This is a genomic window from Janibacter limosus NBRC 16128, from assembly GCF_001570985.1.
In the GTDB taxonomy this organism is placed as follows: domain Bacteria; phylum Actinomycetota; class Actinomycetes; order Actinomycetales; family Dermatophilaceae; genus Janibacter; species Janibacter limosus.
Genome location: NZ_BCSS01000007.1, coordinates 97,905 through 110,632 on the forward strand (window position 1 = coordinate 97,905; position 12,728 = coordinate 110,632).

Genomic DNA, 12,728 nt, shown 5'->3' on the forward strand with positions numbered 1-12,728 from the left:
ACAAGCGCTTCCTTTTTAGAGATTCCCGGAGCACTCCACGGCTGCGTATTCAAGGAATTCGTGGAGTCTGTGCCGTTTCGGTTTCCACCAGTAGGGGGTCGCCGAGACGAGCACCCGCTGTTGAACGTGGGTGAGGACCAACTTGGTGCGAGCGCGGCTGATTCCGACGAAGTATGTCGAACGTCCGGCGTCCGCTCCCTTGAAGAAGCACTCGGCCTCAACCGCCAGGAAATAGACGTGATCGAACTCCAAACCCTTGCTCTTGTGGACGGTGAGAAGACGAACTGCATCGTCTTGAGAGAGGCTACTCACAGCGGTCCGTGGGCTGTCGCTCTGGCTGATGGCGTCGTTGATCACGGTGATTGCTGCTCTGGCGGCCGCCGTGAGAGCCAAATCATCGGTGTATTCGACCGATAGACGTGATAAGTACTGGCGCTGACATATCTTTAGGAATTCGAAGATCAAGCCTTCGAGGGTCTTGGCCTCAGATAGGTCAAATAGCCCGGATGCCGTCTCCGCCCGGGTGTCCTTGAGGAACTGGTCGAACCGTCGAAGGCGTCGGTGAGCCTGTTCCTCGTCGACACAAAAGCGTGTCATGAACTCACTTATGCGGACGTACTCATCTGGAGCGTGGCCCAAGATCAGAAGGCGCGTCATATCCAGAATTAACTCACCGACAGGCTCGCCGAAGGCATCCTGCGCACTCTGCTCGTGCCGGACAGCCACACCCCGATCGGTGAGCAGCTGGACGAGTTCCTCACCGATTAGGTCCGGTTCATGAACGGTGAGAATAGCGATCTCCGACGAAGGCGTTCCGAGTGTGATGTCCCGGACGATGAGCTCGCATATTTTCTTCGCCTCATCCGTTGCCGTCGCGAAGCCGAGAACGTCCACCTCTCCATCCGAGGTCACTTCCTCCGCCGTTTGCGAGGCGAGTTCGGCATCGAGTAGTGCGGCGGCGGGTGCCATCACCTTGATCACTGCGTTCTGCACTCTCCGTAGCCGTTTAAGTGATCTGTGGTTCTGGTAGATCGGCAACTCAGCTGCGGAGAACTGATCTAAGTAGTCATCCATGGCGTTCTCGAGCGCGCCCGCCCAGCCCATGATGCGCTGTTTGGAGTCGCCGACGGCGGTTATTCGAATGTCGCTGTCGCCAAAGACCTTCTCGATCAGTTCGAACTGCTGGGTCGTGCAGTCTTGAAACTCATCGAAGAACGCGAATGAGTAGGACTGTCGAAGGATCCCGGACGCCACGTGATCGTGGTCGAGGATCCGCAGAGCCAACGGAATGAGATCGTCATAGGCTAGTTGGGTCATGGTTCGGTTGCGACCCACGGTGAAGTTGGGTGGCACCTGGTCGGCAACCACTTCACGATGCCTCGCGATGATGCTGCGGGCGAATGCATGGAACGTGTAGCTGTCGAAGCGTCGCGCCGACCGTCCGTTACACCGTTCGACCACGCGGGCCCGTAGGTTCCTAGCGGCGTCTACCTTGAACGAGACCGCTACTATTCGCTGTGGTGGGGGGCAAGCGCCTGTCTCGAACAAGAAGTTTGCGCGCTGAGCCAGCAACTCGGTCTTGCCTGACCCCGGACCAGCTGCGATCGCTGTGTTGCAGGTGAGCTCCTGCACAGCCGTTGCGGCGTTCGGCTCCAGCGTTATCCCTGGGCTCGGCATCCACTTACCTGGACTCATCGAGCGATGCACCGAAAGTGGCGGACAGGATAATTGATCATTCGGGCGCCTCGGCGACCAAGCTCGCCGCACGCATGACTAGGCGTCTAAGCACTGGTGGAAGATTGTCGATGGTGAGACCGTCGAGATTGGACATGGCCTCGAGGTGAGCGGTCGGCTTGCTGCCGAGTTGGAACACCGCGTGGTACCTATCGAAAAGTGCTAACTGGGCTGGCGTGAAGTTCATGGTCGGATCTGTGTGTTTCTTCCCGAGCACTTGGCGATGAACCTTTTCGTCGATTTCCGTTTCGTCCCCGGCGTCCCCGGCGTCCCCGGCGTCCGCTGAGGGTGCTTGGGTGTCGCCGATGATTGCTTGGGTTTCCCGAGGGAATGCATCAGGATAGGCCTCTAATAGTAGAAAGTCGAGGTCGAGCGGTCCTGAGAAGAACACGTCGGCCGTCTCTAGCGCTACGAGCAGTGGATCGCCTTCTTCAGGGCCGGCCTCGTGCCATGCGGGAAGTTGATCAACATCAACTTCTTTGACGTATTGGGGTGGGTCCACGACGTACTGCTGGAGATTGCGCAGTGCCGTTCGGATTCGTCCCCAGCCGCCTCCGAAACGACCTCGATCGAGATCTAGGAGAGTGATGTGTGGTATTTGTAATTGGTTCAACAGTCGCCACATGTGATTGACGTGTCGGCCTCCCAAAGGAACGACCGCCACGGCTAGTTCGTCTGCCTCGGTGCCGGAAGCGTTAAGTATTCGAGGGATCACTACTTCTTCACTAGCACCCTCGCCCAGCACAACCAGGCGAGCAAAGTACAGCTCGGGGAAGGCTTCCACGGCCTGCTTCACGTACTTTCGGGCTTCGTTCTCTACGGCTGGTAGCTCGACGTGGCGCACTAGCGTTCTGCGATCTCTATCGAGTCTCAAGAACCGGATATTTTCTGGGTCCACTCGTTTGACGACGGAGGGGGAGTGTGTTGCGACTGCGGCTTGGCAGTTGTCAGTTTCCACCTGAGTGCGAAGAAGTCTGAAGATCCGGCTCAGGTAGTACGGGCTGAGACTGTTCTCGGGCTCTTCGACTGCGAAGAGCGTGTAAACAGGTGGACGCAGTTTGGACTCATCGAACGTGGAAACGCCAGCCATGACCTCCTTACCGATCTCGTGAAGCGCGATCACGGTCGACACGTACAGCAACGACTGTTGGCCGTCGCTGAGCATGTCGAACCCGACCGATTCCCCGGCGTGGTCAGGCGTGAAGTTCACGGTCAACTGCCGCAAGAGGTGGTCGAGGCCACTGGACCCGAACCCGATGGCTGGGCTGGCGAGTGTGGACCCTCGGTGAAGTCCCGACCAAGCGGCCTTAAGCGCCTCCGTCAGAGTTGATATTCCGGCGTTCGCCGAGAGGTCCTCAGTGATCTGCCTATTCCACTCGTCGACCGTGCCCGTTTCGGCGGTCCAGTCAACCGCACGCAACGCGTTACCGAGCAGCGTGGACGGGGCATAGGAGATGTGTTCTCGTGGGTTGCGGCGGGCGGGAAGGTAGTGGAGCTGGATTAGGCGTCGAGTGAAATTGTCGACGCGCGACGTTTGCTCCGGACTTCCATCCGCAGAGAACGAGCGGATGAACAGAAGGTCCTCTTCAATCTCGTCCGCGTCGTCAAGGGTGCCTGAAAGGCGAATCAGCACAGCCATGGTCCCACCGGTGGACTCGAGTTGCATTTGGGTGAGGAATTCTGGGATTGCGGGGGACGCCGTGTCAGTGCCTGCCTCCGGAAATGTGAACCGTGCCTCGATGAAGAGTTCACGTTCGGTGCCGTCTGGCCCAACGTGAAAATCGCTCTTTCGTAGGCCCCGAAGGGACGGGTCTACGGCGAACATGCGCGCTAGGGCGTGGAGCACTGCGGTCTTGCCCGAGCCGTTCGGCCCCAGCAAGAAAGTCATGTTGTCGAATGCCAGTGTTATTGGTTCGGGACCGAAGGATTGGAAGCCGCGGATCGTGACGGTCTCGAGATTCATTACCCGGCCGCCTCGACGCTCGAGTCTCGAACGACTGCGACAGGGTCCCGCTCAGTGCTGAGTCCGGCAGTTCGGACAACGAACACGCTATTCCCCCCGTTAACGAGGGAGGATGTCATTGCTGCGCGTGGCTGATCCGCGCCGCTCTTGAACCTGCCGATGAGTCCCACTCGTTCGCCACGTCCTCTCGTTTCCGATGCTGCGAGCAGGATAGGCCAGCCGGGCGGGTCGGCTCGGCGGATAACGCTGGAGTTGTTTGTGTTCCGCCGACCTGCAGTGACGGAGCCTGGTGAGATCGGTCGGCGGACCGGCGGTTTCGGCGGATGTCACCCGCCGCGCCGGCCACCGTCGAGCAGGTCGCAGCGATCCCGTGGCAGGACCTCAGCGGCTGCGTCATCTTGTCGCGCGTGCTGGTCGCGGCCTGCCTGAACTGCGGCGCGGCCGACCCTGAGGAGGGAGACGACGAATCGCACTTCGACGAGGTTCCGGTGCCCGGCTGGTCGGGCCCAGGCGTCATGAACTACCGGGCCACCTGCCGTGAGGCGCTGAGGTGGACTCGAGGCCTGTCGCGGGTGCGACGCAGCTCATCCAATCGGCGGCTCAGGCAAGTCCATCGACGCCAGCCGGGTGGGGTCGACCAGCGCGACGACGTCGACGATCCGACCGCCGACGACCGTGCACGACATCAGGCTGAGCGGCTTGCTGGTCGTCGACCACGTGAGGACGCCCGGCTCGCCGTTGACGAGGACGCGGCGGGCGACGACGGAGGCGTGGCGACCCCGCGCCACGGCCGCGATCACCTCGGTCCGACCGAGTCGCACGACCTCGGCGTGAGGTCGGTGGGTCGTCCAGGTGAAGTCCGGGTCGAGCACTTCGAGCAGCCGCTCGAAGTCGCCGTCCCGCGCTGCCGCGATGAAGGCGTCGACGACCTCCCGCTGCTGCTGGCGCCCATCGGACGACCGCGGGGCGCCCTGGACCTTGCGCCGCGCCCGGCTAGCCATCATCTTTGCGGCGTCGGGGGAGGAGCCGATGACCTGCGCGATCTCCGCGAAAGGCACGGCAAACATGTCGTGCAGCACGAAGGCCAGGCGCTCGTCCGGACGCAAGGTGTCGAGGACGACGAGCAGGGCGACCCCCACGGAGTCCGCGAGGACCGCGGTGTCCTCGGGACCCTCTTCGTCCTGGGACACGACGAGATCCGGCAGGGCATCGTCTAGGGGAGCCTCCGGCTGGGCGCGGCGCGAGCGCAGCACGTCGAGGCAGACCCGGCCGACGACCGTCGTCAGCCACCCGGGGAGGTTGTCGATCGCCCGAGCGTCCTGACGTGACAGCCGGATCCACGCCTCCTGCACCGCGTCCTCGGCATCCGCCCGTGACCCGAGCATCCGGTGCGCGAGCGCCACGAGGCGCCCACGCTCTGCGTCGAACTCTCGCGCTAGCGCCACGTGATCCGTCATCGCCTGTTACCTCCGTCGTCCGGTGTCCGTCATGGAGATGACGAGCCCACCCGGGCCGACGTAACCGACGCAAGGAGCACGTGGTGAACACCGTGTTGTGGATCATGACCATCGTCCTGGGGGTCGCCTTCACCATCGGCGGCCTGACCCAGATCTTCCTCCCCAGGTCGAGGTACCGCGCGCTGGCGAAGAGCCAGGAGTGGGCCGACGAGTTCACCGACGGCCAGCTCAAGGTCATCGGCGCCACCAAGACCACCGGTGCCTTGGGGCTGGTGCTCCCGGCCGCGCTCGGCATCGCGCCCGTGCTCACGCCCCTGGCCGCGTGCGGGCTCATGCTCTTCATGACCGGTGCTGGCACGACGCGCTTCCGCCGGCGTGAGTACGGCGCGATGGCCGGGGACCTGCTCTTCCTCGCGGCTTTCGCCTTCATCGCGTGGGGACGGTTCGCGCTCGAGCCCTTGGGTTGATGAGGCCCCAGCCGCGTGGTGGCCTGACCTTGCGCGAGCTCGAGGTGGAGGCGCTGCTGCCGGACGTGCGCCCACGGTGTCAGGGGTCTGGCACGGCATAAACTCACCCTGACGATGGGGAGGGTCATGAGAGTTCGATACCTGGCGGCCGTGGTGGTCCTGGTGGTGGCGGCTGCCATGGCCGGCGCCTACGTGCTCGTCGGACCCCGTGACAGGCTGGAGGACCCGACGGCCGCGACCTCTCCGCGGGATGTCGTTCGAACCTACATCGACGCTGGCAACGCCCGAGATCTGCAGACGATGCGTGCGATCGTCGAGGACAGCCGGGAGGAACACTTCGTCCCCGGCCACGTAGAGATCCTCCTGCGCGACAACATGATCGTCGACGATGTGGAGGTCGGCGCTGATGCACCGACCCCGGGTGACGGCACCATGGCGGATGGGTGGGAGCAGATCGTGCGCGTCCCCGTGGAGCTTCACATCGTCCAATCTGATGGCAGCTTCCCCTCGGATGACAGGACCGTCTGGGGGTACCTCCTCGTCCGCCACCACGACGCCGAGCCGTGGCAGATCATCGACCAGGGCGCGGGTTGACCGCGGCGCCACCCAGGGGGTGCACGAGCGTTGACCCACCTCCGCGGCGGGAGGACGCTGGGGGATGGGCACCATCGAGGCCGACTACGTCGTGGTCGGTGCGGGGGCCATGGGCATGGCCTTCACCGAGGCGCTCATCAGCCACGCCGACTTGCGGGTCGCCCTCCTCGACCGGCGGCACGCCGGGCGGACACTGGCGGACCTCATATTCCTATGTACGGCTGCACCCGGCCTCGGTCTTCTACGGGCGGCCTCCACGACTCGCAGCTCGCTTGCGAGAGCGCTTACACCGCTACGCTCTAAGCGCTGGGGAGTTCACTCCCGTGTCCATCATGCGGCGGTGGGTACGTCCCCACACTTGTCGGGTCCGACAGGGCGGAATAGCGAGGGAAGTTCATGGCAAGACGACGGAAGCCTGGGATCTGGGCCATGGAGGCCCCTTGGTCTTCTCGGGTATCGGATGTGCGGAGCGTGACGCCGGTTCTGCAGGCTCTGCAGGACGCAGGGGTGGCGCGTCACACCCGTCAGGCGATCAACAGTCGCGATGACCTCGTCAAGCAGTTGAAGCGACTTGCGCAGAAACAGCACGAGGACTACACGATCGGCTACGTCGCTATGCACGGTAGCCCCGGCAGGGTCTACGCCGGTCGGAAGTCGATCGAGTTGGTGGGTCTCGAAGCTGAACTTCCACAGGGTGCCCTGGCCAAAAAGGTGCTCCACTTCGGATCATGTTCCGTGCTCACCGACGAGGTGCAACAGGGCGAGCTGCTCAGGGCGTTGGGTGCGAAGGTCATTACGGGGTTCACCGAGGATGTTGACTGGTTCGAGAGCTTGGCCTTTGAGCTCATTCTCTTTGAGGCTCTCGCCTGGTATGCGCGCCCCAGTGACGCGGAGAAGTACATCGCCAAGAACCATGGCCAGCTGGCTGGACGCCTCGGCTTCGTGATGATCCGGTAAGCCTGACCCTCGGCCAGTGAGCCGACACTCGCCATTCCCCACCTGACGAGAAGATCGTTGTCGGTGCTGCCACCTAGCCTTGCTCAAGGGTCGAGAGAGGGGAGCGGGGCATGTTCGACGAGCAGGTCGAGGCAGCATGGAGGGACTTCCACGAGCGCCTGGTCACGGTCATCGAGGAGTGGGACGGTGACAACATCTTCCGCATCTCGCTCGACCGGACGAGCAAGGACGTCGGGGGAGACGCCCCCTTCGTCGAACTCAACTTCGTGCGCCCTCATGTGCTCGTCGAGGTCGCGAGCAACATGACCCTCGCACGCGAATGGCGGATGAACCGTACGCAGCAGGCGGCGATCAGACGATGGGGGATGGTGTGCCCCACGCGGCAGGAGCCGACCTATGGGAGGTACTGCGACGAGACTCGCCCCGACGAGCCGGCCATCATGGTCATCAGCGTGCTCCGCGACGTCTTCGGCATCGTCCACCCGGCGCTGCTGGCGAGCCCGTCCGACGAGCTCACTCCGCCCTCCGTGGAGCCCTGGCAGGCCAGCCCGGTCCACGCCGATAGTGCCCGTCCGACGTGCAAGGCGGAGATCAACGACCTTGTCCGGATCGCCCTTCGTCCGATGCTCGGGGATGTCGGCCGGACCGACGAGGGTGACGCCTGCATCGACTACCTCGACACGTTTGTCTGGGTTCGCTCGTCGGTGCGGATGCCGCTCATCCGTATCTGCTGCACTCTCGCGCACCAGACCCCGGACCTCGATGAAGCGGCCAGGATCGCACTGCGCTGAATGACACCGTGCACGGTGTGAAGTTCAAGGTTCTCGATGACACGGACTTCCTGCTGATGATCGACATGCTGGCCATACCCTTCGTGCCCGAGCACCTGCGCGAGCACATCCACCACCTCTTCCAGCTCATCGCCGACTGGGACGACGAGGTCTTGCCCGAAGCCCGCGACCGGCAGGAGACCCCATGACGTCACCTACTGACGGGCAGCCGATGCGCCTGCGATGTGGCCGCTGCGGTTCGAGCGCGAGCCACCAGATCGTCATGGGGATGCCGCCCCTCGAGCTCGCCGAGCAGGTCGCCGCCACCCCGTGGCAGCGGCTCGGTGGTTGCCTCATCGTGCCGGGCACGTGGACGGCCGAGTGCCTCACGTGCGGGCAGCGCGAGACGGTCGACGGGGGACCCGCGGACTTCACCGCCACGCCGGCGCCAGACAGGACCGTCGCACGAGCCATCACCGGCTACGCAGCACGCTGCCGCGAGCAGCTCGACCAGACGACGACCTCCGTCGTCTCCCACGCTGGGCTGTGGCTGTTCCTTGCCTCCGCCGCCGAGCACTCCACGGGAGAGGGCCGGGCCACGCTCGAGGAGATCCTCGGGATGCCTCTGGAGGAGGCAGGCGCCGCGGCGAGGCGCCTGCTCGCCGCGCCGCACTCGACCCTCGCGGCGGCCGCCGGGGCGTGGGCCGCCGCAGATGCGGTGACGCCCGTCGGGGTGGAGCGGCCGATCCCCGACCAGGCCTCGCTCGACGCGTGGGCGGCGGAGCGCACGCGGGGACTCATCGATCGCTTCCCGCTCGAGGTCACCGAGCTGACCCGGATCGTGCTGACCACCGCGCTCGTCCTCGAACCGATGTGGACCGAGCCACTGGTGGCCGATGGCGCGTGGCTCAGGCTCACAGGTGGACTGCAGACCATCGTCGAGACGCAGGCCGCCGGCCCCGTCATCGTGGCCAAGCCGCACTCCGAGGACGGCATCGACGTCGTCAGCGTTCGCGCCCATCCGCGGACCAAGCCCGCGCAGGTGTGGCAGGCCGTCGACGAGGTCGTGGCCCTGCTCGACGACGGGGGGCTGTGGCATGCCGAGCGGCCGGGAGATCTGCAGGCCAGCGGGTTTGGCTGGCGAGTCCGGACTGCGAGGGTGCAGATGACCGAGGACGAGCGGTCGGGCCTGCCGACCGACGCCATGGGGCGACCGCAGCAGTGGCGCAGCCGCGTGCCCGCTTGGGCGGCCCAGGAGACGCTCGACCTGACGGGCGCACCCGGGGTGGCCGGCGTGGCCGCGGCGATCCTGCCGGAGGAGCCGGACGCCGTGACGAGGTGCGTGCAGACGGTGCGCGCCGAGTACGACGCCGACGGGTTCCGCGTTGCCGCGCTCACTGCGTTGGACATGGTGGGGTCGATGCCTCCGCAGCTCAGCCGGGTCGAGGTGGAGCGGGTGGAGCTCGACTTCCGCGCCCCGCACGCCGTCGTCGCCGTCGCGCGCGGTGGAGCGTGGGAGGGCGTGCCGCTCGTCAGCGCCTGGGTTGGGGGCGCCAATCACGGCGACTCCGACTGGGAAGCGCTCGAGCTGCTTGCTGACACAGACCCCCAGGAGGCGGCCGGGCTGCGGGGGTACAAGGAGCAGCAGATGAGAAGCCGGGGCGAGCTGCCAAGCGTCTGACCGTAACCAGTTGGCGAGGAGTGGAGCGGTAGCGCACCCCGACGGCGTTTTGTCCTTAGTTGTGAGCCCACAGTCGACGACCGCCAAAGTGGTGTGAAATGTCGTCTTGGTCTGGTCCGAGACGTCGTGGTCACGACGTGAATCACCGGGGGTTTTCGGGTTTCTTCGTGGCCCTGGATCGGGGTAAAATAATCCTAGAAGCCAAGCGGAGAAAATGGCTTCACCACCCATCTTTTTGAAAGGCTCTTGATGAGTTCTATTTGGTTTGTCGATTTCAACCTCGATGAGGGATTCCACGTCACCAAGGAGGACGCTCTCCGCCGTGCCGCCGAGCTGGAGTCCCTGGCAGGGGAGGTGCGGAGCCGGCCCGCCTCGATCGTCGAGGTCGAGGACGTGAAGTACGAGATCCATCGGGATGGGAGTGTCCCGGACAGCGTGTGGCTCGTGCTCGAGGACGGCAGCATCGTCGACGACTGTGGCTACAGCGTGACGCGCGCCAGCGCGCGCGGCGACCTCGAGGACCGGGACACCGCGGGCTTCGAGGCTTGGGAGTGCTCCGACGAGCGGGAGCAGGGCATGCGCCTGGCGGACTATCTGCAAAACGTATGGGGGACATGCGAGATGGTGCGAGTCCGGCGTCACGACACCACGGGGGAGCAGGGTCAGCCCAGCGTCGCGGCCGTCCGGGCGAAGGACCTCATCCGGCACGACACCGACTTGCCTGAACCGATGACGAGCGTCCGAGGTGACCTGACGACCTACACGTGGGCGCCTAGTGATGACACCGTCGTCGAGGTCCGCGTCAACGGTGGGGCCTGGGACTCGCTGGTCGTGCACAAGCCGAACGCCCGGCCCATGGTGTGGACTCAGTCAGAGGAGATCATCCACAGCGCCCGGTGGGCGATGGGTGTCCAGGAGCGAGTCGACCTGCGCCTCTACGCGGGTCCCGAATCGGACTTCCTTCTAAACCTCGATCAAGACCTCTGAACGACGCCACGACGGCGATGGTGCAAGTGCCATTTGCATGATTTGAATTCCTTTCAGATATGCATGTTTTCTACCATTCGAAAAGGCAGGGATTGTTTTGCAGAATTCAGAAAGTCTTGGTCAGGGCGTCCAAGGAATCGACGCTGACTTCGTCAAGTTGATCGTGCGGTTCACCGACGAAGGGCCGGTGGGCTCGGAATCCCTGTGGGCCAAGCCCGCCGGAGAGGGCGCGGACACCTTCGTCCTGCACAACGTCTCGATGTTCTGTGCTCTCGCTCCGGACGACGTCGTGCGAGTGACTCGCGGCGGCGACTCGCGGTTGCAGATCACCGAGGTGGTGTCGGTGGCCAACCGCTGTGTCGCGGGCCTTGACCTGAGCGGTGTTGGCGGGCGGTCGTTGCGCAAGCCTCAGCAGGTGGCTCCATCGCGCGAGGTGTTGGACCACGCCAGCGTGGCCTTCGCCCGTCGACTGGAGGCGCGCGGTGCGCACGTCGAAGGGCCAGCCGGAAGCCTCACCACGTCGTGGCCCCTCAACATGTCCGCGTCGCAGGTCCGCAAGCGCATCGCCGAGGCGATGCGAGGACACGAGGACTGGATGGTGGCGGGTGTCTGGTCACCAGACGAGCGCGCCGACGGGTTCGCCGACTTCATCGACTTCGGTCCCCGTCAGGGCTGATCGGGCGCGAAGCACGGCCAGCCGCCCTCGCGAGGTGTGTCCGGCGGGCAGGTCTGGGGCCGGCTCGCGCCCAGCCCGCCACCACGTGTGCCATGTTGGTCAGGTGGACCTCCTGCCGATGTTTCCTCTAGGGGCGGCCCTGCTCCCCGGGAGCCCGCTGCTCCTGCAGGTCTTCGAGCCCCGGTACCTGGCGATGATGCGGGACGTCGTGGGCGGCGACAGGCAGTTTGGGGTGGTCCTCATCGAGCGGGGCGTCGAGGTCGGCGGGGGAGACCAGCGCTTCTCGATCGGCACCGTCGCCACCATCGACCAGCTGCGCCCGATGCCGGGCGGCCGGGTGGGCCTGCTGGCACGCGGCGGCGACCGATTCGAGGTCGTCCAGTGGCTCCCCGACGACCCCTATCCGCGGGCCGAGGTGCGCCTCGTGCCCACCTTGGAGTGGAGCAGCGAGGATGCCTCGCGTCTGACAGAGGCTGAGCACCTCGTCCGGCGGGCCCTGGCGGTGATGAGCGAGTACCACGAGCACCTCTGGCCGTCCGACGTCGAGCTGTCCGACGACCCCGTCAGCCGCAGCTGGCAGCTGGCGGGGATCGCCCCTCTCGGCACCCTGGACCATCAGACGCTCCTGCGCTCGGCCACCGTCGACGAGCTGCTCGAGAGCACCGCGCGGTTGACCACCGAGGCGCTGGACCTGCTGCCGATGCAGTTCCCCGACGACCCGGTGTGAGGCCGCATCCCAGGGCGGCCCTTCGAGACGGTTGCTGCGCAACCTCCTCAGGGAGCGTTGGGGGCATCATGAGCCCATGACGACGTCACCGGACACTCCCTTCGCCCGCGTGGACCGAGCCAAGGTCGAGCGCAACATCGCCCGCCTGCGGGCTCACCTCGACGCCCTCGGCGTGACCTGGCGCCCGCACGTCAAGACGAGCAAGGCGCTCGAGCCTACGGCGATGATCTTCGACGGCGGGACCGGACCGATCACCGTCTCGACGCTGGCCGAGGCAGAGTTCTTCGCCGACGCGGGCTACACCGACATCCTCTACGCCGTCGGCATCGCGCCCACCAAGCTCGAGCGGGTCGCGCGGCTGCGCCGGCGCGGCATCGACCTGACGATCCTGCTCGACACCGTGGCGCAGGCCCAGGCGGTCGCAGACTTCGCCACCGAGCACGAGGAGTCACTGCCGGTGCTCATCGAGATCGACACCGACGGGCACCGAGCCGGGGTCCTCCCCGACGCCCCGCAGCTCCTCGAGATCGCGCGCGTCCTCGCCGACGGCGGGGCGCAGGTGCGTGGGGTCATGGCGCACGCGGGAGGGTCCTATCACGCGACCACCCCGCACGCTCAGCGCGCGGCCGCCGAGCAGGAACGCCGCGCCACCGTCGACGCCGCCGAGCGGCTGAGGGCCGCCGGCCACGCCGCCCCCGTCGTGAGCGTCGGCTCG

General features: G+C 65.4%; 13 protein-coding genes. 10 read left to right on the plus strand and 3 right to left on the minus strand.

Annotated elements, in window-relative coordinates:
- Positions 1-15: 15 nt before the first annotated feature.
- The 3 genes from JLI01S_RS04145 to JLI01S_RS04155 all read right to left on the minus strand — a co-directional run bounded on the left by JLI01S_RS04145 (position 16) and on the right by JLI01S_RS04155 (position 5,154).
- On the minus strand, positions 16-1,677 hold the full coding sequence (locus tag JLI01S_RS04145; protein WP_169797284.1) for an ATP-dependent helicase: 1,662 nt from the start codon (positions 1,675-1,677) through the stop codon (positions 16-18).
- Between the two features lie 55 nt (positions 1,678-1,732).
- Positions 1,733-3,697, minus strand: a complete 1,965-nt coding sequence (locus JLI01S_RS04150) for an ATP-dependent nuclease (protein ID WP_068260437.1) — start codon at positions 3,695-3,697, stop codon at positions 1,733-1,735.
- Between the two features lie 584 nt (positions 3,698-4,281).
- Complete coding sequence (locus JLI01S_RS04155; protein ID WP_068260441.1) at positions 4,282-5,154, minus strand: sigma-70 family RNA polymerase sigma factor; 873 nt, start codon at positions 5,152-5,154, stop codon at positions 4,282-4,284.
- A gap of 83 nt (positions 5,155-5,237) precedes the next feature.
- On the opposite strand from JLI01S_RS04155, the gene JLI01S_RS04160 reads away from it, so the two are divergent.
- The 10 genes from JLI01S_RS04160 to JLI01S_RS04200 all read left to right on the plus strand — a co-directional run.
- Positions 5,238-5,621: a DoxX family protein gene (locus tag JLI01S_RS04160; protein WP_068260443.1), complete on the plus strand. Its 384-nt coding sequence runs from the start codon at positions 5,238-5,240 to the stop codon at positions 5,619-5,621.
- Positions 5,622-5,798: 177 nt separating this feature from the next.
- A complete protein-coding gene (locus JLI01S_RS04165) occupies positions 5,799-6,215 on the plus strand; it encodes a hypothetical protein (protein WP_218005456.1) in 417 nt (138 codons plus the stop codon).
- Between the two features lie 429 nt (positions 6,216-6,644).
- Positions 6,645-7,172: a DUF6642 family protein gene (locus JLI01S_RS04170; RefSeq protein ID WP_439645559.1), complete on the plus strand. Its 528-nt coding sequence runs from the start codon at positions 6,645-6,647 to the stop codon at positions 7,170-7,172.
- A 110-nt stretch (positions 7,173-7,282) separates the two neighbouring features.
- Positions 7,283-7,963: a TY-Chap domain-containing protein gene (locus tag JLI01S_RS04175; protein ID WP_068260452.1), complete on the plus strand. Its 681-nt coding sequence runs from the start codon at positions 7,283-7,285 to the stop codon at positions 7,961-7,963.
- Between the two features lie 17 nt (positions 7,964-7,980).
- Entirely contained in the window at positions 7,981-8,151 is a 171-nt protein-coding gene (locus JLI01S_RS16855; protein WP_157074816.1) for a hypothetical protein, read from the plus strand.
- Positions 8,148-9,623, plus strand: a complete 1,476-nt coding sequence (locus JLI01S_RS04180; RefSeq protein ID WP_157074817.1) for a hypothetical protein — start codon at positions 8,148-8,150, stop codon at positions 9,621-9,623. The genes JLI01S_RS16855 and JLI01S_RS04180 overlap by 4 nt, the downstream gene beginning before the upstream one ends.
- Before the next feature lie 249 nt (positions 9,624-9,872).
- On the plus strand, positions 9,873-10,610 hold the full coding sequence (locus tag JLI01S_RS04185) for a hypothetical protein (protein ID WP_068260458.1): 738 nt from the start codon (positions 9,873-9,875) through the stop codon (positions 10,608-10,610).
- A 187-nt stretch (positions 10,611-10,797) separates the two neighbouring features.
- Positions 10,798-11,286, plus strand: a complete 489-nt coding sequence (locus tag JLI01S_RS04190; protein ID WP_157074818.1) for a hypothetical protein — start codon at positions 10,798-10,800, stop codon at positions 11,284-11,286.
- A gap of 103 nt (positions 11,287-11,389) precedes the next feature.
- A complete protein-coding gene (locus tag JLI01S_RS04195) occupies positions 11,390-12,013 on the plus strand; it encodes an LON peptidase substrate-binding domain-containing protein (protein ID WP_218005457.1) in 624 nt (207 codons plus the stop codon).
- A gap of 76 nt (positions 12,014-12,089) precedes the next feature.
- Positions 12,090-12,728 (plus strand): alanine racemase (locus JLI01S_RS04200; RefSeq protein ID WP_174521303.1); only part of this gene is annotated, 639 nt, incomplete at its 3' end.

What these genes read in the sequence shown, in the direction of transcription:
- JLI01S_RS04145 (WP_169797284.1), bottom strand. Translation starts at nt 1,677, where the DNA reads ATGCCGAGCCCAGGGATAACGCTGGAGCCGAACGCCGCAACGGCTGTG.
- JLI01S_RS04150 (WP_068260437.1), bottom strand. Translation starts at nt 3,697, where the DNA reads ATGAATCTCGAGACCGTCACGATCCGCGGCTTCCAATCCTTCGGTCCC.
- JLI01S_RS04155 (WP_068260441.1), bottom strand. Translation starts at nt 5,154, where the DNA reads ATGACGGATCACGTGGCGCTAGCGCGAGAGTTCGACGCAGAGCGTGGG.
- JLI01S_RS04165 (WP_218005456.1), top strand. Translation starts at nt 5,799, where the DNA reads ATGGCCGGCGCCTACGTGCTCGTCGGACCCCGTGACAGGCTGGAGGAC.
- JLI01S_RS04170 (WP_439645559.1), top strand. Translation starts at nt 6,645, where the DNA reads ATGGAGGCCCCTTGGTCTTCTCGGGTATCGGATGTGCGGAGCGTGACG.
- JLI01S_RS04175 (WP_068260452.1), top strand. Translation starts at nt 7,283, where the DNA reads ATGTTCGACGAGCAGGTCGAGGCAGCATGGAGGGACTTCCACGAGCGC.
- JLI01S_RS04180 (WP_157074817.1), top strand. Translation starts at nt 8,148, where the DNA reads ATGACGTCACCTACTGACGGGCAGCCGATGCGCCTGCGATGTGGCCGC.
- JLI01S_RS04185 (WP_068260458.1), top strand. Translation starts at nt 9,873, where the DNA reads ATGAGTTCTATTTGGTTTGTCGATTTCAACCTCGATGAGGGATTCCAC.